Source organism: uncultured Porticoccus sp. (genome assembly GCF_963975625.1).
Taxonomy (GTDB): domain Bacteria; phylum Pseudomonadota; class Gammaproteobacteria; order Pseudomonadales; family Porticoccaceae; genus Porticoccus.
Genome location: NZ_CAXBHS010000001.1, coordinates 424,920 through 447,772, shown reverse-complemented (window position 1 = coordinate 447,772; position 22,853 = coordinate 424,920). Strand labels below are relative to the sequence as shown.

Sequence of the window (22,853 nt, the reverse complement as noted above, 5' to 3'; positions counted from 1 at the left end):
TGTAGAGAATGGCGCTAGCTTAACCCAACGCAAAACCACTGTATAGTCATACAGTATTTAATTATCCAACAACTCAATTAATCCCAGCAATGCCTGCTGTACGGCGGCCGCTCTGGCCGCCACACGATCACCGGGAAACCTGAAACAGCGGGCGATCGGGGAACCATCGCGAAGCATCCAGCAGAACCAGACCGTCCCCACCGGTTTCGCCTCGGTGCCACCATCCGGCCCCGCCACCCCGCTCACCGCCACACTGATATCAGCATCGGCAAGGGCCAGGACAGCCCGGGCCATTTCGACCACCACCGCTTCACTCACTGCGCCCTCAGTGGCGAGCACGTCGGGAGAGACACCTAGCAATTGTTGCTTGGCACTGTTGGCGTAAGTCACCAACCCCAGCTGGAACCATTGGGAACTGCCAGGAATATGAGTGATGGCACTGGCGACGCCGCCACCGGTACAGGACTCCGCACAGGTAACCGTGGCATGGCGATTGAGCAACAGCTCTCCCAGGCGCGCCGACAGCGTAACCGTCTGCTTATCCATGTCGACAACTTACTGCAACTGATCTGCTGATGAAAGAGGTGATACAAATACCCTTATTTGAAGCTAATGGTAACCAGTGTTTCATAGTGATAGGTGCCGGGAAACAGATCAATCAGATTCACCTGTTCGATCCGGTAATCACCGCCCAACAACTGCAGATCGCGCACCATGGTGGGGGCACTGCAACTGACGTAAATCAGTTTCTTTGGCCGATAGGCTTTCACCCATTGTGCCAGATGGGCAAAGCCCTTGCGGGGTGGGTCCACCAGCAGCACATCGAACCGGGTGTGCTCGTTACGCGCCTTGAAAGCCCGCAACGCCGTGTCGGAAAAAAGATCAAGGTGAATAAAGCTCAGTTCTTCCTTCAACTTCGCCCGCTCCGGCGCATAGTCCACCATCACCCGTTCGATACCGGGGTGCTCCGGCAGAATCAAATCTGACAGGTTGCCCTCTCCGGAGAACAGATCCAGCAACGTCCTGACCTCAAGATCGTCCAGCTGGGCTCTTACGGTCTCCCGCAGCACCTCATTCATGGCCCCGTTGACCTGGGTAAAGCCGCCGTGGGCATAGGGTTGATCCCATTGCACACTGACGCCGTCATCGGTCAGATACAGCTCACAGTGCCCCTGACCCTGGTGATCTTCAGTCCAGCTTTTGTCCTGGTAGAGACTGTCAAAGGTCTCGCGAAGTCGCTCATCAATCACCTGGCAGTGCGGAATTTCCAGAACAGCATCGGTGACTGGGTCGATCATACCCAGATACTTGTGACGGTAGTGCAACTGCATGCGATTGCGGTAGCCCAGCCGCTGCTCGGCAGGCGCCACGTGAATGTCGGGGGTCTCCACACTGAGCCGCTTGAGATGATCCGCCAGGGCATTGCGCTTGTAGGTCAGTTCGCTTTCATAATCCGTGTGCAGAAAGTGACAGCCGGAGCACTGCTCAAAATGCTCGCAAGCTGACGCAATACGGTTTTCAGCGGTGCTGGAAAGGTTGTCCATCCGGGCAAACAGCACCCCTTTGCTGGCGCGGGTAATAGTTGCAGCACCCTGTTCACCGGGCAATGTCTTGGCAATGAAGCAGGGTTTGCTGTCAATCTTTGCCACCCCCTGCCCCATCGGATCGATGCTCTCAATCAGGAATTCAATCGGGCGGTTTGGCGATTGCCGCCTGGCTTTAGGGTGAGGTCTTCTGGGTTTCAATGGGATTCCTTACATATGACTGTCGGCAGACAAACCGGCCGACGCTAAAACAGCCTTCAAGTATGCCCTAGTTTTACAGCCATTGGGATTTCTCGATAACACCCTCCGGTGTGCACAGGGCCTACTGGTGATCACTGGCAACGTATCAAAGGGTATCAGCAATGAACGATCAATCGGCGACGAACAGCCGGGCCGGCCCCGCCGGGACGATACCGGTGGGATTGATAGTTTTGTGGCTGCCATAGTAATGCTTTTTAATGTGGTCCAGGTTGACGGTTTCTGCGACACCGGGGGTTTTGTATAACCGGGACAGATAGCCGGGTAAATTCGAGAACTCCAGCAAGCGGTTGCGATTGCATTTGAAGTGACCGTGGTAAACCGCATCGAAACGCACCAGCGTGGTGAACAATCGCCAGTCCGCCTCTGTGACCTGTTCGCCCAACAGATAATCCCGACTCGCCAACCTGCCCTCCACCCAGTCCAGCGCCTCAAAAAGCCCGGCGTAGGCCTTTTCGTAGGCGGCCTGGGTCGTGGCAAATCCGGCCCGGTACACGCCGTTATTAATCTCGTCGTAGACCCGCTGATTAATGGCATCTATCTCCGCGCGCAAAGCCGCCGGGTAAAAATCCAGCTGATTGCCGGTGATCGAGTCAAAAGCACTGTTCAGTATTCGGATAATGTCAGCAGATTCGTTATTGACGATGGTCTGCTGCTGTTTATCCCACAACAACGGCACAGTCACCCGACCTTCATAGTCAGGGGCCGCTTTCAAATAGAGTTGATAGAGATAATCCAGCCCGTAGAGATCATCGCCCTCCGCGCTGAACTCCCAACCATTTTCCAGCATCAGTGGCTCCACCACAGTGACACCAATATGCTCCACCAGTCCTTTTAACTGGCGAAAAATTAGCGTCCGATGGGCCCAGGGACAGGCCAGCGAAACATACAGGTGATACCGGCCACTGCTGGCGGCAAACCCCCGCTGCCCATCGGGGCCGGGGCCACCATCCGCTGTGATCCAATGTCGGAACCGGCTTTCCTGCCGCTTGAACTCCCCGCCGCTTGCCTGGGTGTCATACCACTTGTCCTGCCATGTCCCGTTCACTAACAATCCCATGATGCTCTCCCGAAACCGGTTTATCGCCTTGTGTGATCGGCCAGCATGACGCAACTGCCATAGGCCTAGCAATCCCGAAACATCTCTTACCGGGGCTATAAAGATTGAGTATTGAGCGTTGCGGCGCCAGAACCGACAACATTTCAGAGCGCCCTCGAAATCAACAGTTTTTTACTGCACCGCCCTTACCGTAGAATGGACGGCTTTCCCGCGCGAAGAAGAGGCACCACCGCAAGCCGATGACAGCCCAAACGGATACCCCGTCCCAGCATACGCCTATGATGCAACAGTACTTCCGCATCAAAGCCCAGCATCCCCACGAGTTGTTGTTCTACCGCATGGGTGATTTTTACGAGCTGTTCTTCGACGATGCCAAGAAAGCGGCGCGGCTGCTGGATGTCACGCTGACGGCCCGGGGCAAGTCCGCGGGTCAGCCGATCCCGATGGCCGGGGTGCCCTACCATGCGGCAGAGGGCTATCTGGCACGACTGGTCAAGCTGGGGGAATCGGTGGCGATCTGCGAGCAGATTGGTGATCCGGCTACCAGTAAGGGGCCGGTGGATCGCCAGGTAGTCCGTATCGTCACCCCCGGCACGATCAGCGATGAAGCGCTGCTGGAGGAGCGGCGGGACAATCTGCTGGCCGCTATCGCCCATCACAATGACCGGTTCGGCCTCGCAACACTGGATATCGGCAGCGGGCGTTTTCTGGTGCTGGAGGTGGATAGCCCGGAAAGTTTGCAGAGCGAATTGCAACGCCTCAGTCCCGCCGAGTTGCTGGTCGCCGATGATTTCCCCTGCCCGGCACTCATCAGCCAGCAACGGGGCCTGCGCCATCGCCAACCCTGGGAATTTGACCGGGATACCGCACAGCGCCAGTTAACCGACCAGTTTGGTACCCGGGATCTGTCCGCCTTTGGTTGCGATCATTTACCGCTGGCCCTGGCCGCTGCCGGCTGTTTGCTGCAATACGCCAGGGAAACCCAACGCACCGCCCTGCCCCATATTCGCAGTATCAGCCATGAAAACCGCGACGACAGCGTTATTCTCGATGCTGCCACCCGGCGCAATCTGGAGCTGAGTATCGGCCTGAATGGCACATCGGATAACACGCTGATGTCGGTGATGGACAGCACCCGCACGGCGATGGGCAGTCGCCTGTTGAATCGCTGGATCAACCGTCCCCTGTGCAACCTGGCTGCACTGCAATGTCGACAGCAGGTGGTGGCCGCCCTGCGCTTGAACGGTTGCCATGAATCGGTGGCGGAACACCTCAAGCAGGTGGGCGATATGGAGCGCATTCTGGGGCGGGTGGCTCTGCGCTCTGCCCGCCCACGGGACCTGACCCGGCTGCGACAGTCACTCGCCACTCTGCCCGGTATTCAACAGGAATTGTCCTCATCAGATATTGCACCACTGCAACAGTTACTCACCGGGGTTGGGGAATTCCCTGAGATGGTCTCCCTGCTGACGAGAGCCATTGCCGAAAACCCTCCGGTGGTGATCCGCGACGGCGGCGTGATTGCCGAAGGCTATGACGCCGAACTGGATGAGCTGCGCAATCTGAGCAGCAATGCCGGCCAGTTTCTGGTGGACCTCGAAGAGCAGGAAAAAACGAACACCGGTATCAGCACCCTAAAGGTGGGCTATAACCGGGTGCATGGCTACTACATAGAAATTTCCCGCGGCCAGTCCGAACGGGCACCGGCACATTACATCCGGCGCCAGACCCTGAAAAATGCCGAGCGCTATATCACCCCCGAACTGAAAACCTTCGAGGACAAGGCCTTGAGTGCAAGAAGTCGCGCCCTGAGCCGCGAGAAAGCCCTCTATGAAGCCCTGCTCGAAACCCTCAACGAACAGTTACTGCCGCTGCAAGAGAGCGCTGCAGCAGTGGCCGAACTGGACGCGTTGGTCTGTCTCGCAGAACGCGCCGACAGTCTCGGTCTGATTCCACCCTCCCTCTCGGAGCAACCGGGCATCGAGATCAGTGGTGGTCGCCACCCTGTGGTTGAACAGGTGCTGGAAACACCCTTTGTCGCCAATGACCTGAACCTGGACGAACAGCGGCGCATGTTGGTGATTACCGGCCCCAACATGGGTGGCAAATCCACCTATATGCGCCAGGCCGCACTGATTATCCTGCTGGCCCACATCGGCAGCTGTGTGCCGGCCGCCAGCGCCACGATTGGTCTGGTCGACCGCATTTTCACCCGCATCGGCTCGTCAGATGATCTGGCCGGTGGCCGTTCAACCTTTATGGTGGAAATGACAGAAACAGCCAATATTCTGCACAATGCCACGGCCCGGAGCCTGGTGTTGATGGATGAAATTGGCCGCGGCACCAGCACCTTTGACGGCCTGTCTCTAGCCTGGGCCTGCGCTGTACAGCTGGCGGAAAAAGTCCGGGCTTTCACCCTGTTTGCCACCCATTATTTTGAACTCACCGGGCTACCGGAAAAAACCGCCGGGGTGGCCAATGTCCACCTCGATGCCACCGAGTACAATGATGACATCGTATTTCTCCACGCCATTCAGGAAGGCCCCGCCAGCCAGAGTTATGGCATTCAGGTGGCCAAGCTGGCGGGCATTCCGGCGGAAGTGATCGCGCTGGCCCGGCTTGAGCTGGCCAGCCTCGAAGCTGGTGCACGCCCGGTGGTAACAGCTGGATCGGCAGCCAAGCCCCGGCAACAGGAGCTGTTTCGCGACCCGGTCTCAACAGCTTTGCTGGAAATGCTGGTCACTATCGACCCAGATGAATTAAGCCCCAAACAGGCACTGGAGAAACTGTACGCACTTAAACAACTCATTCAGGAGTGATGATCCGGCCCGGTAACACAAAAAATCTGTTCCCGAATTTAATTTCCCGGTCTGATTGTTTAAATAACCGTTTTTATTTCTGTATAATGCGCGCCTGTTCTATCACCCGCTTTTCGGAGAACAACCCATGACTTTTGTTGTCGGCGATAACTGCATCAAGTGCAAACACACTGACTGTGTCGAAGTTTGCCCGGTGGACTGCTTTTACGAGGGCCCTAATTTCCTGGTCATCCACCCGGACGAATGTATTGACTGCGCACTCTGCGAACCGGAATGCCCGGCGGATGCGATCTTTTCCGAAGATGAATTGCCTGCCGATCAGCAAGTGTATCTGGAACTGAATGCCGAACTGGCAGAGGTGTGGCCAAACATCACCGAAAAGAAAGATGCGCTGCCAGACGCCGAAGAGTGGGACGGAGTGCCCGACAAATTGCAATATCTGGAGCGCTGATCGCCGCTGTCCGACAAACAAGCGTAAAAAAAGCGGCCTGATGGCCGCTTTTTTATTGCTCTATTTTTTATTGTGCAGCTTAAATACAGCTACTGCGCCGTGCATTCGAAACAGTGCAGATAGAGACCGCGGGGATCATTAAAGCGATTCAGCAGCTGCAGCTCTCTGGTCACACCGTAGACCTCTGCCAGCAAACCCTGCGGCAACCAGTCGGCCGGCAGCCAGCGGACCCATTGACCCACCATACTGCCGGACAGTTGGCGCATCAGCTGCTCGCGGAAATCCATCGGACTCTTTACCTCTTCGGTCTGGTAGGTGTCGAGACTGGCCGCCAGGGCCGCAGCATCTATCGCCTCTTGCAGGTTGCCGAGATGGTCAACCAAGCCCAACGCCTTTGCTTTTTCACCGGTCCAGACTCGACCCTGGGCAATATCGTGGATTCGTTCCGGCGTACTGTTGCGAGCTTCCGCGACAATGCCGAGGAACTGATCGTAGACATGGTTGACCCCAAACTGGATAAGCTGTTTTGCCTGAGGCGACATGGGGCGGTCGAGACGATAGAGGTCGGCCAGATTGGTGGTGCCGATACCATCGCTATTGACACCCAGCGCCGCCAGGCTGTTTTCAAACGTCGGAATCACGCCAAACACCCCGATGGAGCCGGTAATCGTGGTAGGGCTGGCCCAGATCTGATCTGCACCCATGGCCATCCAGTAACCTCCGGACGCCGCCATGGAGCCCATGGAAACGATCACCGGGATACCCGATTGCCGGGTCAACACCACCTCCTGGCGAATCACTTCAGAGGCAAACGCACTGCCACCGGGGCTGTCGATACGCAGCACCAGAGCCTTGAACTGCTGTTTGCGCACCTGCTGGAACAATTTTGACAGGCTGTCGCTGCCAATGGTTCCGGCGGGGTGCTCACCATCCAGAATCGCACCCCTGGCTACAATCAGGCCCACCTTATCAGCTGAGGGCAGTACCTTCGCTGCCTCGGCCCGACGGGTATGGCCCAGATAACGATCCACATCCACGGCCTGGTAGCCACCCTTGTCATTACTGCCCGCCAGCGCCTGCAATCTGGCCAGCATCTGCGGGCGGGTTGACAGTTTATCCACCAGCCCACTGGCAACCGCCGTTTCAGCGGTATTGCCCCGATGATCTTCAAGTTTGCTCGTCAGGTTATTGACGTAATCATTGATGGCATCCACCGGCAGCCCGCGCTGGGTTTCCACCCGACGGGTATAGGTCGACCAGAGCGCATTGAGCCAGGCGCTGTTGTGCTCCCGTGAAGCGGGGGACATATCCGTGCGGGTAAAGGGTTCAATAGCATCCTTGTAACTGCCCACCCTGAACACATGGACATTGATGCGAAGTTTGTCGAGGGCACCCTTGATATAGTTGGGGTAGCTGCCGTAGCCGGTTATCAGAACGGCACCCATCGGGTTGAGGTGGATCTCATCGGCAAAGCTGGCCAGGTAGTACTGCTCCTGGGTGTAGCTGTCACCCACCGCAATAATCGGCTTGTCGCTCTCACGAAACCTGCTGAGCGCCTGCGCGACTTCCTCAAGTTTGGTCAGACCACCGCCGAGCAGATAATCCAGTTCCAGCACCAGCGAGGTAATGCGGGGGTCCTCAGCGGCCTCATCAATGGCCTCTGTGAGATCGTGCACCAGCGTTTCTGCATCGGCCGGGCCACTCTGCTGCAATAGCTGGGTCAGTGGATCCACATAGGTTTTCTGCTCCACCAGAAAGCCTCCGGGGGCAATGCGCAGGGCTGCTTTTTCCGGCAACGGTTGCACATCCTTGCGAAAAATACTGAGGATGAAAACCACCACCACCAGCAAAAAAAGAATATTGAGTAATATCCGCAAACCACTGGCCAGCTTTCCGATAAAACCGAACAGCCGGCGAAAAATACCCGGTTTTTCACGGCTCATGATTGATCCTCCTGATACAGCGAATATTGCTTCCAGCGACTGAACATCATGGCGGCACCAAACAGAATCACCAACAACACCAGTTCAACGGCATCCAGCAAATTGGCATTGGGAGCAAACAGATTACTGACTGTCACCATGAAGTAAAGCAGGGTGACGAAACACAGCATGGAGAGGGTTTTATAGTGCTCCCGGCGCAGGCCCGGAATAAAAATCGCCAGCGGCACCAGGGTAAAAATCATCAAACTAAGCGGTGTAGCAGACAATAATCCGTTGGCCAGCAACGTCACCAGCAACAGCGTATAACTGACCCGGGTGAGCCAACGCGCAATGGTGAGCTTTTTCCGCAAGCGGGGGATAGCCTTGATGACTTTAACCTCGGCAGCATGAACCTCGGCAGAATGTTCTGAATCTGTCACTGGCTCACCGCCAGTTTTTTCACCAGCGCGGCCATGCGCTTGCCCTGAGCGATGCAAAGTTCGGTTTCTTCCGGGCTCAATGGCTGTGTACCATCGCCAGCCCTGTGAGAGGCACCGTAGGGAGTGCCGCCGGTCGTGGTGGTATGCAGCGCCTGCTCACTGTAGGGCAGCCCCATCAGCAGCATTCCCTGGTGCAGCAACGGCAGCATCATGCTGATAAGCGTGGTTTCCTGGCCACCGTGCAGTGAACCCGTGGATGTAAACACCGCCGCGGGTTTGCCGATCAGACCGCCATTCATCCATAGATCACCAGTGCCATCGAGAAAATACTTGAGGGGTGCGGCCATATTGCCGAACCGGGTCGGACTTCCCAATATCAAACCGGCACATTCAGAAAGATCTTTATTGGTGCAATAAATATCACCCTCTTCCGGAATGTCCGGTTCTGTGGCCTCACAGTTGGCAGACACCGCCGGCACAGTACGCAATCGCCCTTCCATGCCGCCCTGCTCCACGCCCAGCGCTACCTGATGGGCCATGGCCCGGGTGTTACCGTAACGGGAGTAATAAAGAACCAGTATGTGCGACATCAGAGAATCTCCAGTACGTTTTCGGGCGGACGCCCCAGTGCCGCCCGGCTGCCGTTAATGACAATGGGGCGCTCAATGAGTTTGGGATTGGCAACCATGGCATCAATCAGTTGTGTTTCTGTCAGGTGTTTGTCCGCCAGATTATTCTCCCGGTAGGCATCCTCTCCCTTGCGCAGCAATTGCCGGGCTGTGATGCCGAGCTTGCCGAGAAGGTCCTTGAGAGTCTTGCTGTCGGGCGGGTTATCCAGATAGAGAATGATATTCGGCGTAAGACCGCGATCCTCGAGGAGGGCCAGTGTCTGACGGGATTTGGAACAACGGGGATTGTGATAAATGCTGATCATAATGTTTGTGTAGAATAGTCCTGAGAAAAATACATTCTAGCTGCAAACCGGTGGACGGGGCCAGACAGACCAACCGGAGCAGGAGGACACCGCCATTGAAACACAGTGCCATGCGATTATTGACAACTTTATTACTCCTGACGGCCATCGGCTGCAGCGATGGGGAACAGGGTTATGCCCTGCTCGATGGCGGTCGTATTGATTTCGACCAGCTGCACGGCAAAGTGGTGCTGATCAATTACTGGGCCGAGTGGTGCAAGCCCTGCCGCGAGGAAATACCAGAACTCAATGAATTCCAGCGCAGCCACAGCGACCGGGTGCAATTGCTAGCCGTCAATTTCGACGGGGTCACTGGCGAGGCACTGAAACAACAGGCCGCAGCGTTGGGAATAGATTTCCCTGTACTGCTTGACGATCCCCGCCAGCACTTCAATGTCAAACCCAGTGGTGTGTTGCCGGAAACGCTGGTTATTGATGCTGCTGGCAATTACCGTCAGGTCCTGCTGGGACCCCAGACCGAAGAAAAGCTGTCGGCGCTGTTGGAACAGTTGTCGAACGAATCAGCAACTGACCAATAATCGCTCCAGCCACTGAATGTACCTGAAACTGAAAACATCTCACCAGCGATCGGGCCGCCGAAAAGTTTATATTGAGGATCAGTATCGGCGGCTTGCCCCATCAATTACCAACCAAACACCTGCTTCACAAATGGGATACTGAGCCTCCGCTTGTCCTGCAGGGAACGGTTTTCCAGCTGATCGAGACAAGCCATCAAGCTGTGCAGATCCCGGCCGGCCCGATTCACCAGAAACCGTGCCACGCCGTTATCCAGTGTCATACCGCGTCGCATGGCACGAAACTGAACCACCTGCTCCCGCAGAGTATCGTCCGGCGCCTCCAACTGAAACACCGGACCCCAGCCGAGCCGGGACCGCAGGTCCGGCAGCACCAGTGGCAGCTCACGCGGCGCGGCGTCTCCACCCACCAGCAGGCAACTGCCGGTATCCCGCATGCGATTGAGAAGCCCGAACAGGGCTTCCTCCCAATCGCGCCGGCCCGCGGCCAACTGAACATCATCAAGACAGACTAACGGCAGCTGCTCCAGCTCATCGAGCAATTCTGCTGGAGGATGATCGATCAATACGGACAACGGCAGATACTGAACGGGCAACCCTCGTGCATGGACAGCGTGACAACTGGCCTGGAGCAGGTGTGAAACCCCGCTGCCGTGCCGACCCCAGAGATAGAGTATTGGCTCTCTGCCCTGTGGCCACTGAACGCGCAACAGCGTCAGTAACAGCAGCCTGTCGTCACCGGGAGAAACCAGAAAATTCTCGAACGTAGCGGCATCATTCAGCTTGATCGGCAAGCTGAGCTGGACGGGCATCTAGGGCTGTCTCCAGCTGAAGCGATGGTGCTCGGGTTGATCGGATTGCCGCTCGGTGATCCGGCTGTCGCGACGCAGCATACCCAGTAACAGTGCGGCTTCGCCTTCCACGGAAACGCGCAGACCAACCCGGTCGGCATCCACATAGTCTACCGCCAGTGTCCGGACCGGTTCGAGGGATTCGATAAACCCCGTCACTTCCCGGTAAGCCCGGTAATCGTTGATATTATCCAGCTGAATAACCAGTTTCCGGGCGATATCCTGGGGTACATAGGCGTAACGACTGGCAAGCTTGTCTGCCGCAGCGGGCACCATGCCGGCGATCAGCTTTGGCAGTGAATCAGCGGTCAGGCTGTACAGACTGTCTTCACCTTCCACATTCAACAGCCAGGCACCGCGCCACAGGCCGGTGGCGCTCCGGTAGGCTCGCAGAATCAGCCAGGAATTCACATCATAGCGCTCCGCAACCGCTGCCAGCCGGGCCTGGTCAAATGCCCATGCCTGCGCTTCCGACAACGTCTGGCTGTCTGATAAATCAAACATCGGCCGCAACAATGGCACACCCCGGTCAGACATCAACTGGCTGAGCGCAGCATCAGCATTCGGAAGCTGTTCGCTGGTGACAAACTGTTTTCCGGCGACGGGATCATCCACCACAACCCAGGTCAGCAGCAGCGGACGCTCCGCCGGCCATATCTGCAACTGGTAACGTCGCAACAGCTGGTCGATCGCCGGTTCGGAATAACGGATATTGATCGCCATACCCTCTCTGGTCGCGGCAGTGTCTTCAGCGGGCGCCACCAGCGGATCGCGATAACTCCTGTAACTGTATGCCGTCACATAGCGTCGGGGCTCTGCCGCGACGCTATCCAACCGAGGATTTAACAGTACCTGGCTGTCACCAGTCACCTTGATCAGCACTTTTTCCAGGCCGATCTTCAATGCCCGTTCTCTGGCAGCATCGCTCTGATCCGCCACGGGCACCAGTGCCTCATAGAGATCGACCAGCGGAGCCGCAGCAATGGGCAGGGTTGAGAGCCCCGCAAACAGCAGGACGACAAGATTCTTCAACAGCGCGATGTTTTTCATGGTCGGGATTGTAACAGCAGCCTGCAAATAGGCACATTATCTAACTGTCAGACGTCGTCTTTTCATATAAAATATCCCACCTTTTCACCCACTAGCCAGCAAGGCCCGCCAATGAGTCATCCCAAGCAGCCCTCTCTCAGCTACAAAGATGCCGGTGTTGATATCGACGCAGGCAACACCCTGGTCGAACGGATCAAACAGGTTGCCAAGCGCACCCGCCGACCGGAAGTACTGGCCGGCCTGGGAGGGTTTGGCGCATTGTTCAGCCTGCCCAGTGGTTATAAGGAACCGGTACTGGTATCGGGCACGGACGGTGTTGGCACCAAACTGAAACTGGCTATTGACCTCGGCATCCATGACACCATCGGTATTGACCTGGTGGCCATGTGTGTCAACGACCTGGTGGTCTGCGGTGCCGAGCCACTGTTCTTTCTCGATTATTACGCCACCGGTAAATTACATGTCGATACAGCTGCGGCAGTTGTCACGGGTATTGGTGAGGGCTGTGAACTCGCAGGCTGCTCGCTGGTGGGCGGTGAGACGGCGGAAATGCCCGGCATGTATGAGGGTGAGGATTACGACCTGGCGGGCTTTTGTGTCGGCATTGTCGAAAAGTCAGGTATTATTGATGGCAGCGCCGTGCATGTGGGCGATGCCCTGATCGGCCTGGCCTCCTCCGGCCCGCACGCCAACGGCTATTCATTGATCCGCAAAATCATCGAGGTCTCCGGCGTAGACCCACTCACAGAAATGGTCGATGGCAAGCCGCTGGGTGAGCTGTTGCTCACCCCCACGCGAATTTATGTCAAGACCCTGCTTGGCCTGGTGGAGCATGCGCACGTGCCGGTCCACGCAATATCCCATATTACCGGTGGCGGCCTGCTGGAAAATATCCCACGGGTTCTGCCGGAAAGCGCCAAGGCCGTCATCGACACCCAAAGCTGGCAGATGCCCGCCATTTTTGACTGGCTGCAGCGCAACGGTAACGTCAGTGCCACCGAAATGTCCCGGACTTTTAACTGCGGCGTCGGCATGGTGATCTGCGTTCCACAGGATGCCGTGCAAACGGCACTGGATACCCTGCACATTGCTGGCGAGGAAGCATTTGTCATGGGCAAAATCGCCCACGCTGAACCCGGCGAACAACGCGTTCAACTAGTAGGATAGGCTGATTAAATATGAACACGAGTTATAAACCAAGGCTGGCAATATTGATTTCCGGCAAGGGGAGCAACCTGCAATCCTTTATCGATGCGATACAGATGAACGTGATCGATGCCGAAATCGTTTGTGTGATCAGCAACAACCCCGATGCCCCCGGGCTGGAGAAAGCCGAGGCCGCCGGCATACCCTGCCAGGCGCTGGACCATAGGCAATTTCCCGATCGGGACAGTTTCGATGTGGCACTGGCTGACCTGCTGGAAGGCTATAAACCCAATCTGATCCTGCTGTGCGGTTTCATGCGTATTCTGACCACGGCATTTGTCGAACGCTTTGCAGGCATGACGATGAACATCCACCCATCCCTGCTGCCAAAGTACCCCGGCCTGCACACTCAGCAGCGTGCCATTGAGGCTGGCGATACCAAAACCGGCGCCACGGTGCATTTCGTGACATCTGAGCTCGACGGTGGCCCACCGATAATTCAGGCAGAAGTCCCCATTCTTGAAGATGACACTGCCGAAACACTGCGCAGCCGTGTCTTTGAGAAGGAAAACCTGATTTACCCGATGGCCGTGCGCTGGTATTGCCAGGGCAGACTGTCGCTGAGCAACGGCAGGGCCTGCCTGTTTGGCCGGCCTCTGCCACCCACAGGGTTTCCCTTCCAGGGATAAATAACTGAAATATTCACAACTAAATGGCACCCAAAGAGTCTGACAAACTGCCAATATCAACAATTGAGGGAACTCACAGTTAATGCGCTACACTCGCCGCCACGTCCGATCCCCCATTCCTCTGACAGGCCTGATTCTGTTATCACTGTTTTCTGGCCTGTGTCTCGCTGAAACAAAAGAGCCGGCTCTGGTCCCCTATCATCTCGTCTACGATGCCACCATCAAGGGTATGGATATCCAGGCGGAGCGGTATCTGGCCAGGGAAGGGGACAGTTATAAACTGGTGAGCAAAGCTGACACCCTACTGGCCAGCATTACCGAGAAGGGTACTTTCAAAATTGACTCAGCAGGCAACATTCTCGGGCAACAGTACACCTACGAACGCAATATTTTCGGCATCAAGAAAAATGAGTCACTAACCTACGACCGGGCAGCGGGTGTTGCCAATTATCAGAAAAAAAAGAAACAACGACAGGTAAAGCTCGACAGTAACTACCTGGACAAATTGACCTATCAGATCCAGCTACAACGAGACCTGATCAGGGGTAAGACCCCCCTGCAGTACCAGGTGATTGACCGCGGCAAAATAAAGCAGTACAACTTCGAAATCATCGGTGAGGAAATCGTTGATACCACATTGGGTCCGATCAATACCGTCAAGGTTCACCGCATCCGCAAAGACAGTGATCGGGAAACCTACATGTGGTTTGCGCCGCAAATGAATTATCTCCTGGTGCAGATCTGGCAGAATGAGGATGATGACGACCACCGCATCACCCTGAAGGAAGGCACAGTGAACAATAAACCCATCACCACAGGCAGCCACTAGCACCGGGAGGGCATCCCCCGTGACAACACCAGAACCGGGCGGTATGACACCAATTATCCAGACTGTCACAGAAGGGCAGACCTATTGGTGGTGTGCTTGTGGGAAAAGTGCCAATCAACCATTCTGCGATGGCTCGCACACAGGCACGGACTTTGAACCAAAACCCTGGCAGGCAACCAGAACTGGCAAAGTCGCCTTCTGCACCTGTAAACGTACTGCCACACCGCCACTTTGTGATGGCAGCCATACACAGCTGACCAAGGAGTAACCAATGAGGGTCAACCCCGACGAGCGTCCGGAAAGAGAAGCTGGCAGAAACAAACTTGCCCTGTGGATTGGCTTGGTCATCGTGCTGGCGGGCCTGGCACTGCTAAGCTACTTTTTTCTCACGCCGACGGATGAAACACCCGTCACCATGACAGCACCTGAAGCCAGCACCCCGGCATTGCCAGCCCCGACACCGGCGACAACAAACCCGGTCGCTGACATTGAAGAAACCGTTCCCGAGCAACCGCCACAACCGACCACGTCGGAACTGCCGTCACTGGACGACAGCGATGAATTCGCCCGCAGACAATTTACAGAGCTGACCCCCAATGACCAGCTGGGTCAGTGGTTTCCTCCAAACCATGTCCTTCGCCGCACGGTCAGCCTGCTGGATGGTCTATCCCGCGGTGACGTATTGCGCAAAATGCTCAGAGCCCCCACGCCGAAAGGTAGTTTCGCAGTCGTCCAGGATGGACAAAAACGTTCGATCAGCCCGACCAACTATCAACGTTACGACTATCTGGTCGACACCCTGGAAGCCATGGACAACGAAAAGCTGACCAAGCTTTTTCATCTACTTCGGCCACTGCTTGAACAGGCCTATGGTGAGCTCGGCTATCCCTCTGAAAGTCTAGACAAAGCGGTTATCAGTGCACTGGATCAGGTTCTGGCCACCCCGCTACCTCTACAGCCCGTTTATCTGGTGCAGGATTCCGTGCAGTACAAATACGCGGACCCGAAACTGGAGGCGCTGCCCGCCCTGCAAAAACAGCTGATCCGCATGGGCCCCGAACATACCCGGCGGATTCAGGACAAAGCCAGAGCACTCCGGGAAAGTCTGCTGGCGGACTAGTCCCCACCATCAGGTCATCGATCGCGCACCCTCTGCCTCATCGGCACGATAGTTGCTTGCTCATGCTTCATGGCAGACCTCAATCTCTATACTGTTCACTCCTCCAACGAACTGCAGCGTGAACCTTTGTTGGAAATGCTGCTGTCCGAGCTAGACGGCATGGTTTACTGCTGTCGGCAGGACAGCCACTGGACAATGGATTTTGTCAGTGAAGGCTGTCTGAAACTCACCGGCTACCCGGCAAAAGACCTGTTGCTCAACAGCCGGATATCATACGAGGAAATCACGCACATCGATGATCGCAAACGGGTGCGGGAAACGATCGACGATGCACTAAAAAAAGGCATTTCCATCAATGTCGAATACCGAATCTACCATGCGGATGGCAGCGTACGCTGGGTCTGGGAGCGGGGTCAGGGCGTCTCCATGGATGGTTATCCCGGCGCACTGCATGGCTTCATTCAGGATATAACCCAGCGCCACGCAAATGAAGAGGCCATGGTTGAGGCCGAGCATCGCTATCGAAGTATCTTCGAAAATGCGATTGAGGGTATTTTTCAGACAACCACCGATGGCTACTACCTGAACGTCAACCCCGCCCTGGCAACGATTTACGGTTACGAGACAACTGACGAACTGCAGCAGGCACTCAAGAATATCAGCCAGCAGTTGTACGTCGACCCCGGCAGGCGGGCGACATTTGTACAACTCATGCAAAGTAATGGCGGGGTCAAAAACTTTGAATCACAGGTGTTCAGGAAAGACGGCTCTGTAATCTGGATTTCGGAAAATGCACGGACGGTATACGGACCGAACGGGCGCCTGCTGTATTTCGAGGGTTCCGTCGAGGATATCACCGAGCGGAAATACTATGAACAGCGCATTTCTCACCAGGCCACTCATGACAGCCTGACCGACTTGCCCAACCGGCTTTTACTGCTCGACCGGCTACAGCAACTGACAAAAAGTGGCCGACGGAGCGATGGCGAACTGGCCGTGGTATTGCTCGACCTGGACCTGTTCAAGAACGTCAATGACAGTCTCGGTCATGCAGCGGGGGACTGCCTGATTGAAGCGATTGCCGACCGCCTGCGAAAATCCATTCGCGATGGCGATACGGTGGCGCGTATCGGCGGCGACGAGTTTGTATTGCTGCTGGCCTACCCCCCTGACAACCCAAGCCAAACGGCAAGCACGGACGCCCTGTCACATCTGGTCAAACGCATACTGGACATCGTGCAGGCACCCTGCTGTGTTGCCAATCGGAATATCGAGGTGACCTGCAGCATTGGTGTCAGCGTCTACCCCCATGACAGCACCGATGCCAATGAATTGCTCAAGCAGGCCGATATGGCCATGTACCAGGCCAAGGAGGCCGGTCGCAACAACTATAAATTCTTCACCGAAGAGCTGAACAGGATCATCACGGCCAATCTCGAGATGGAACAGCAGCTGCGAACCGCGCTGTCCACCGGCGGATTTGTCCTGTATTACCAGCCCAAGATGTCTATTTCGTCGGGTAAGATTATCGGCGCCGAGGCATTGATACGCTGGCCAATGGGGGACGGCCAACTGATTTCACCTGCCCGCTTTATTCCCCTGGCCGAAAAAACCGGCATTATAGAACCGCTCGGCAAATGGGTCATTGAGCAGGCCTGTGCGCAGTTGCAGCAGTGGGCAGACAGAGGCTTTGACCAAGTTCCCGTATCGGTCAATCTCTCGCCGCGACAGTTCAACCAACCCGATCTGATTGAGACCATCGACACCGCCCTGCAGGCACATACATTTTCTCCATCCCTGCTGGAACTCGAGATCACAGAGAGCTGCCTGGCACAGGATGAAACCACCTTTCTCTCGACCCTGAATCAACTCAAGGCGCTGGGGCTACAAATAGCCATTGATGATTTTGGCAGTGGCTACTCAAACCTGCGGCATCTCAGGGACATGCCCGTGGATCAACTTAAAATTGACCAGGTCTTCGCCAGAAGCATCGAAACAGACAAACGCGGTCGGGATATCTACCGCGCTATTGTTTCCATGGCCCATATTCTTAATCTGGAAGTCGTGGCAGAGGGCATTGAAACTCATGCTGAGTTTGAGTTTCTCCAGACAATAGGCTGCGATGTTATCCAGGGCTACTACTTCAGCCAGCCGCTGCCGGCTAGTGATTTTCTCGATTTGCTAAAAACCGCACAGCCAAAATAACCTTTCACGAAAATCACATTAAAATGGCGTATGTGGCGGGTATAAAAAGCATCTGACCCGGAGGGCAGGGATATTGGCCCGCGGCTAAAACCGGAAGCAGCTATGGCTCTTCTGTCTGAGCACCTGAAAAATACCGCTGTCTGTACTGCCAACGCCGCCGGGCCAGACGTCTCATGCTGGGGACATCATCCGTCTCATCCATGATGGGCCGGCCAATCACGGCTTCAATCACATCCTCCAGTGTCACCAGACCCAACCAGACCCCGTATTCATTATAGACAAGCCGCATATGTTGCCGATCATGGATCAATTGTGACATCAGCGCTTCCACACTCAATTTTTCCGAGACCACCTCGACCGGTTTCATCAGGTCAGAGACGGTTTTCTGCCATTGGATGTCCAACAGTTCGTGACGGAAGATCATGCCCATCGGTACCTCATTGCTGTCCAGCACCGGGTAGCGTGAAAACTGGCCCACTTTTACCCGCTCAATGAAGCTGCTGAGCAACTCATCCGGCCTGGCAACTTCACAGACAGTGCGCGGCGTCATGATGTCTTTCACCCTCACATCATGCAGATCAAGAATATTGCCAATCACCCTTTGCTCATCGTCATCCAGCTTGTCCTGTTCTCTTCCCAGCACGGTAAGCGCCTTGATCTCCTGACGGATATCGGGCTCATGACCGCCGCCGCCAAACAGCTTCATGATCTGGTCGGACAACCAGATAAAGGGTCTCAACAATGTGATCAGGCTGTTCAGTGTAATCGGCATAAAGGGCGCGATAACCGGCCAATAGCGGGCACCAATGGTTTTCGGAATGATTTCTGACAACACCAGAATAAGCAATGTCATCACCGCCGAGGCGATTCCCAGATAGCCACTGCCAAAGACTATCGCCACCTGCGCACCGACACCAGTTGCACCCACCGTATGGGCCACCGTATTCAAAGTCAGGATGGCGGCCAGCGGCTGATCAATCTGTTCTTTCAGATAGCCGAGCCGATCATGGAGCCTGGGGTTCACCAGCTTTTGTTGCGCAATGTAGCTGGGCGTGATTGACAGCAGTGCAGCTTCGAGAACCGAGCAGATGAAAGAGACGGCAATGGATAACAGGGCAAAGGCGATGAGCAACGTCATGGCAGCAGATTAGAGCATCCAGCAAGGTTTTAAAATCCCCCCCCCCTCCCGCCAAGCACTCTCCCCCGCTCGAAGAAGGATCCAGCCTCTGGATCACGGAGCCACCGTGCCCGGTCTTAAGGCTCCGTTAAGGTACAGACAGCTAGACTGCAGCCTGAAACAAGCCCCCTACGAAAAAGGTGTCTCAGAACCCAAGTGCCCAAATCCATGAAAAGCCCTCTTCACACACGTTTTTTCAATCTGTTTGGCCCCTACGGGGTACTGCTCTTCCTGTTACTCACAGGGCTGACGGTTTTATCCCTGTCACGGCTGGGTCTGATCGCCTGGCAGTGGGATCGGGTGACGTCCGCAACCGACCTGTGGCTGATGATCAGTCAGGGTATCCGGGCAGACCTGATCATTATGGGCATGCTGCTGGCACCACTTGCATTGCTGGGGCCAATACTGGCCACGCGACTGGCATGGCCGGTCTGGCGAGTGCTGGTGCTGGTATGGGGTGTCATCGCCATCACCTTGCTGGTGTTTATGGAAGCCGCCACACCAGCTTTCATCCTACAGTACGACCTGCGGCCCAACCGGTTGTTTGTCGAATACCTGAAATACCCCCGTGAAGTATTCGCCACCCTCTGGGGTGACTTTCGACTGCCGCTGCTATTGGGGGTACTGATCACAGCGCTGGCGGGCTGGGCCATCACGCGCCTGATGAAAAACTGGCTGGGGACCTACAACAAAATCTGGCCTTTCTGGAAGCTTTGGCTGACCTGGCCGGTCGTTGCTGTACTGCTGGTGGTGATGGTGCGATCTTCGGTGGGCCATCGCCCCGCCAATCCGGCCATCTTTGCACTGACGCCAGATCCACTGGTGAACAGTCTGATCATCAATTCCACCTGGTCTGTGTACTTTGCACTCTATAACCTGAAACACGAAGACCGCTCGGCCGAGGTGTACGGCACCCTCAGCAATGATGAAATCATGGAGCAACTGGACAAACTTTACCCCTGGCTGCAACCCGATGGCGACAGGCCCTTCCCGACGCTCAATTACCGCCAGGCCACACACCCGCGCAAAAATCCACTCAATCTGGTGATCATCCTCGAAGAAAGCATGGGTGCTACCTTTGTCGGCTCTCTGGGTGGTGAAATACCGGTCACCCCGGAACTGGAAAGACTCAAGGAGTTTGGCTGGTGGTTTGAGCAACTCTACTCCACTGGCACCCGGTCTGTCCGGGGCATTGAGGCAACCGTGAGCGGTTTTTTGCCCACGCGAGCCCGTAGCGTGGTCAAGCTGTCATTGTCACAACAGAACTTCTTCACCATTGCCGAGCTGCTTGGTACGCAGGGTTACACCACGGAATTCATCTATGGCGGTGAATCACACTTCGACAATATGGCCAGCTTTTTCATCGGCAATGGCTTTCAGTCGGTCATTGATCAACGGGATTACGAAAACCCCACTTTCGTCGGTAGCTGGGGCGTGTCCGATGAAGACCTCTTCGAAAAAACCCACCAACGGCTCAGTGAGGCACAGCAACACGATGAGGCTTACTTCGGTCTGGTCTTCACCTCCAGCAATCACTCGCCCTACGAGTTTCCCGATGGCCGGATCGAACTGCACAACCCGGAAAAACAAACCTACCCCAATGCCGTGAAGTATGCGGACTTTGCGCTCGGTAACTATATTGACCGGGCCAGGCAGAGTGACTATTGGCAAAATACCCTGTTTCTGGTGATCGCCGACCATGATTTGAAGGTGTTTGGTGACAGCCTCGTGCCCATCGAGCGCTTTCAGATCCCCGGTCTGATACTGGGTGCAGATATTGAACCCAAGCGCATCACCAGTGTCACCAGTCAGATTGACATGCCCACTACCCTGCTCTCTCTGCTGGGCATAGACGCAGAAACACCCATGATCGGTCGCGATATGACCATTCCTGAGGAACAGCATTCCCCGGGCAGGGCCGTGATGCAATTTGCGAATTATTTTGCCCTGCTGCAGGGTCAGGAAGTGACGATTTTGCGACCCGGTCAGTCCGCCCTGGGCGGTGTTTATGACCCGGAGGCCAGGCAACTGCAACTCACTGGCGAAGCCACCGCAAGTGACACCCGCGAAGCACTGGCCCATGCCTTGATGCCCTCGTGGCTGTACCGGCAACAACGCTACGATATGCCAAGCAAACCGTTAGTGCTGACGGCGGAAAACCGGGACGGCAAAGCTTTGAACAAACAACCGGGCAACAACCATGGGTAGTCAGAAGCCAGGGTTGGCTAATGGATCAGGGCAGGCGGGAGATCGGCGATCAAAAACCCAGTGTATGATCCCAGTCTTCCATTTCGAGAAAACCGTGGACTTCCAGCTTGTTATTTGGGCCAGGGCTGAAAAACAGGGAGGTGCCGTATTCAGGGGTTTCACTGGAGTAGCCCAGGGACTCTTCAAAACTGTCGATACAGCTGCTGTGGGTCACCATAATCAGGTTTCTGCCGGGCGCCTTCTTTGCCATGGCGTCCTTGAAGATGGTTTTTTTACACTTGAACAACCAATCCTGATCTAAACCGCGATCACCGAAGACAATACTTTCCGTCTGGGCCGTGCGGTCCAGTGGACTGTTGTAGACGTCACTATTCAATAATCCCAGCCGGTAAAAGTCTTCACCCAGCGCTTGCCCCTCAGCAACGGATCGTTCGGTGATACCTTCAGTACCAACCAGACAGGGAGCATCCTCTTTGTCACAGCGCTCCAGATGTCTGACCAACACGATCACCTCACCCTTTTGCCATTGCGCTTTCAAGGTCGGCACTTCGTGACGGTTCTCTTCCGACAGGTCAGCAATCGCGGGGGATTCAAAGACAATAACAGCCAGGGCGATCACGACCAGGGCCGCGGCAACCACAAGCCATCTATGCCGGTTACTGCTAATCGGGGTATCTAAATTCATGGCGACATCCGCTGAATATTGATGGGTTTCTTCAGAATAAGGCCGACCATAGCAGGTTTATTGTGCCAGTTGTATGACAAGAGCGTGACGGCCTCAAGGCCAGCAGGCGCCTTTCAGACGCCAATCAACTAAATAGCAATAGGCCACCGGATTTTTGGAAAGGCTGGAGAAACTGAAAAAATGCCATACCCGGCATGGCAATAAAAACGTCGCCACCCCGAGAAACCGGCATTGGACCATCAGTTTGACGAGTCCAGTTTTCAGGCCAAAAGCACCTTAAAGCCGATTAAAATCAATACGATGCCACCAAAAAGTTCCGCTTTACTCTCCAACCAGGTGCCACTTTTGATACCGACCAATATACCGAGAATACTGAACATAAAAGTGGTGATACCGATGATAAGGCAGGCCAGAATTGGCCCCACATCCAACAGGGTCAGGGCAAAACCGGCGGCCATGGCATCAATACTGGTGGCGATCGCCAGAATCAGCATCACCCGATGGGTGATATGGGCAATGTCCTCTTCGATACCCTCGGCAAAGGATTCGTAAATCATCTTGCCGCCGATCAACAGCAACAGGAAAAATGCCACCCATGGCGCAAAAGCCTCAATCCAGCCCAGTACACCCTTACCACCCAAGTAGCCTATCAGCGGCATCAGCGCCTGAAAAATACCGAAATAAGTGCCTGCCATCAACGCCAGAGCAATGGCTTTGCCCTTGTGCTTTGAACCCAGGCCAATGGACACGGCAAATGCGTCCATACTCAATGCAACGGCCAGAAACAAGACTTCAATCACAAACGATTCCCTTAAACTCATCGGGGTTTGCCACCAGTGGCAAACCGCAGGAAAGACAGCCCGGTGGCACCATACCCCCGTCGCCGGGTT

22 protein-coding genes are annotated in these 22,853 nt (G+C 55.5%); 10 read left to right on the top strand and 12 right to left on the bottom strand.

Translation table 11 applies throughout. The annotated features are described in order from the left end of the window. Positions 1–57: 57 nt before the first annotated feature. The 3 genes from AACZ64_RS02100 to AACZ64_RS02090 form a co-directional block, all read right to left on the bottom strand. Positions 58–546 carry a nicotinamide-nucleotide amidohydrolase family protein gene (locus AACZ64_RS02100; RefSeq protein WP_293613734.1) on the bottom strand — a complete coding sequence of 163 codons (489 nt, stop codon included), beginning with the start codon at positions 544–546 and terminating at the stop codon, positions 58–60. 53 nt (positions 547–599) lie between these two features. Then, positions 600–1,745: a TRAM domain-containing protein gene (locus AACZ64_RS02095; protein ID WP_293613733.1), complete on the bottom strand. Its 1,146-nt coding sequence runs from the start codon at positions 1,743–1,745 to the stop codon at positions 600–602. A 169-nt stretch (positions 1,746–1,914) separates the two neighbouring features. Then, on the bottom strand, positions 1,915–2,862 hold the full coding sequence (locus AACZ64_RS02090; RefSeq protein ID WP_293613732.1) for a glutathione S-transferase family protein: 948 nt from the start codon (positions 2,860–2,862) through the stop codon (positions 1,915–1,917). Between the two features lie 239 nt (positions 2,863–3,101). Here AACZ64_RS02090 and mutS point away from each other — a divergent pair, with 239 nt between their 5' ends. Together mutS and fdxA are read left to right on the top strand one after the other, a co-directional pair. Beyond that, on the top strand, positions 3,102–5,681 hold the full coding sequence (mutS, locus tag AACZ64_RS02085) for a DNA mismatch repair protein MutS (protein WP_339639640.1): 2,580 nt from the start codon (positions 3,102–3,104) through the stop codon (positions 5,679–5,681). A 127-nt stretch (positions 5,682–5,808) separates the two neighbouring features. Next, the gene (fdxA, locus tag AACZ64_RS02080) at positions 5,809–6,132 is read left to right on the top strand and encodes a ferredoxin FdxA (protein ID WP_293613730.1); all 324 of its coding nucleotides are present in this window, start codon (positions 5,809–5,811) and stop codon (positions 6,130–6,132) included. Between the two features lie 89 nt (positions 6,133–6,221). Here the strand turns inward: fdxA and sppA are convergent, their stop codons facing one another. From sppA to arsC, 4 genes are read right to left on the bottom strand one after another with little or no spacing between them, the layout of a single operon-like run. Then, positions 6,222–8,075, bottom strand: a complete 1,854-nt coding sequence (sppA, locus tag AACZ64_RS02075; RefSeq protein WP_293613729.1) for a signal peptide peptidase SppA — start codon at positions 8,073–8,075, stop codon at positions 6,222–6,224. Next, positions 8,072–8,494 carry a DUF2069 domain-containing protein gene (locus AACZ64_RS02070; RefSeq protein ID WP_293613728.1) on the bottom strand — a complete coding sequence of 141 codons (423 nt, stop codon included), beginning with the start codon at positions 8,492–8,494 and terminating at the stop codon, positions 8,072–8,074. Before AACZ64_RS02070 ends, sppA begins: the two co-directional genes overlap by 4 nt. Continuing rightward, positions 8,491–9,084 carry an NAD(P)H:quinone oxidoreductase gene (gene wrbA / locus AACZ64_RS02065; protein WP_293613727.1) on the bottom strand — a complete coding sequence of 198 codons (594 nt, stop codon included), beginning with the start codon at positions 9,082–9,084 and terminating at the stop codon, positions 8,491–8,493. The genes AACZ64_RS02070 and wrbA overlap by 4 nt, the downstream gene beginning before the upstream one ends. Beyond that, positions 9,084–9,428, bottom strand: a complete 345-nt coding sequence (gene arsC / locus AACZ64_RS02060; RefSeq protein ID WP_293613726.1) for an arsenate reductase (glutaredoxin) — start codon at positions 9,426–9,428, stop codon at positions 9,084–9,086. The genes wrbA and arsC overlap by 1 nt, the downstream gene beginning before the upstream one ends. A gap of 95 nt (positions 9,429–9,523) precedes the next feature. On the opposite strand from arsC, the gene AACZ64_RS02055 reads away from it, so the two are divergent. Then, the gene (locus AACZ64_RS02055; protein WP_293613725.1) at positions 9,524–10,006 is read left to right on the top strand and encodes a TlpA disulfide reductase family protein; all 483 of its coding nucleotides are present in this window, start codon (positions 9,524–9,526) and stop codon (positions 10,004–10,006) included. Between the two features lie 104 nt (positions 10,007–10,110). Here the strand turns inward: AACZ64_RS02055 and hda are convergent, their stop codons facing one another. Both hda and AACZ64_RS02045 read right to left on the bottom strand, forming a co-directional pair. Beyond that, a complete protein-coding gene (gene hda / locus AACZ64_RS02050) occupies positions 10,111–10,815 on the bottom strand; it encodes a DnaA regulatory inactivator Hda (protein ID WP_293613724.1) in 705 nt (234 codons plus the stop codon). Beyond that, positions 10,816–11,904, bottom strand: coding sequence for a DUF2066 domain-containing protein (locus tag AACZ64_RS02045; protein ID WP_293613723.1), 1,089 nt, complete (start codon positions 11,902–11,904; stop codon positions 10,816–10,818). Between the two features lie 111 nt (positions 11,905–12,015). Between AACZ64_RS02045 and purM the strand changes: the two genes are divergently transcribed. From purM to AACZ64_RS02015, 6 genes are all read left to right on the top strand, one after another. After that, positions 12,016–13,071, top strand: a complete 1,056-nt coding sequence (purM, locus tag AACZ64_RS02040; protein WP_293613722.1) for a phosphoribosylformylglycinamidine cyclo-ligase — start codon at positions 12,016–12,018, stop codon at positions 13,069–13,071. Positions 13,072–13,082: 11 nt separating this feature from the next. Next, positions 13,083–13,739 carry a phosphoribosylglycinamide formyltransferase gene (purN, locus tag AACZ64_RS02035; protein WP_293613721.1) on the top strand — a complete coding sequence of 219 codons (657 nt, stop codon included), beginning with the start codon at positions 13,083–13,085 and terminating at the stop codon, positions 13,737–13,739. A gap of 82 nt (positions 13,740–13,821) precedes the next feature. Beyond that, complete coding sequence (locus AACZ64_RS02030) at positions 13,822–14,568, top strand: DUF3108 domain-containing protein (RefSeq protein WP_293613720.1); 747 nt, start codon at positions 13,822–13,824, stop codon at positions 14,566–14,568. 43 nt (positions 14,569–14,611) lie between these two features. Next, positions 14,612–14,836: a CDGSH iron-sulfur domain-containing protein gene (locus AACZ64_RS02025; protein ID WP_293613825.1), complete on the top strand. Its 225-nt coding sequence runs from the start codon at positions 14,612–14,614 to the stop codon at positions 14,834–14,836. A gap of 3 nt (positions 14,837–14,839) precedes the next feature. Further along, positions 14,840–15,688 carry a DUF3014 domain-containing protein gene (locus AACZ64_RS02020; protein WP_293613719.1) on the top strand — a complete coding sequence of 283 codons (849 nt, stop codon included), beginning with the start codon at positions 14,840–14,842 and terminating at the stop codon, positions 15,686–15,688. 69 nt (positions 15,689–15,757) lie between these two features. Continuing rightward, positions 15,758–17,893 carry a bifunctional diguanylate cyclase/phosphodiesterase gene (locus AACZ64_RS02015; RefSeq protein WP_293613718.1) on the top strand — a complete coding sequence of 712 codons (2,136 nt, stop codon included), beginning with the start codon at positions 15,758–15,760 and terminating at the stop codon, positions 17,891–17,893. A gap of 100 nt (positions 17,894–17,993) precedes the next feature. On the opposite strand, the gene AACZ64_RS02010 is transcribed toward AACZ64_RS02015, so the two are convergent. Then, complete coding sequence (locus AACZ64_RS02010) at positions 17,994–19,031, bottom strand: CNNM domain-containing protein (RefSeq protein WP_293613717.1); 1,038 nt, start codon at positions 19,029–19,031, stop codon at positions 17,994–17,996. Positions 19,032–19,238: 207 nt separating this feature from the next. Between AACZ64_RS02010 and AACZ64_RS02005 the strand changes: the two genes are divergently transcribed. Continuing rightward, positions 19,239–21,278 carry an LTA synthase family protein gene (locus AACZ64_RS02005; RefSeq protein WP_293613716.1) on the top strand — a complete coding sequence of 680 codons (2,040 nt, stop codon included), beginning with the start codon at positions 19,239–19,241 and terminating at the stop codon, positions 21,276–21,278. A 49-nt stretch (positions 21,279–21,327) separates the two neighbouring features. Here the strand turns inward: AACZ64_RS02005 and AACZ64_RS02000 are convergent, their stop codons facing one another. Together AACZ64_RS02000 and AACZ64_RS01995 are read right to left on the bottom strand one after the other, a co-directional pair. Then, positions 21,328–21,963 carry a hypothetical protein gene (locus AACZ64_RS02000; protein ID WP_293613715.1) on the bottom strand — a complete coding sequence of 212 codons (636 nt, stop codon included), beginning with the start codon at positions 21,961–21,963 and terminating at the stop codon, positions 21,328–21,330. A gap of 260 nt (positions 21,964–22,223) precedes the next feature. Continuing rightward, positions 22,224–22,763, bottom strand: coding sequence for a manganese efflux pump MntP family protein (locus AACZ64_RS01995; protein ID WP_293613714.1), 540 nt, complete (start codon positions 22,761–22,763; stop codon positions 22,224–22,226). Between the last annotated feature and the right edge of the window lie 90 nt (positions 22,764–22,853).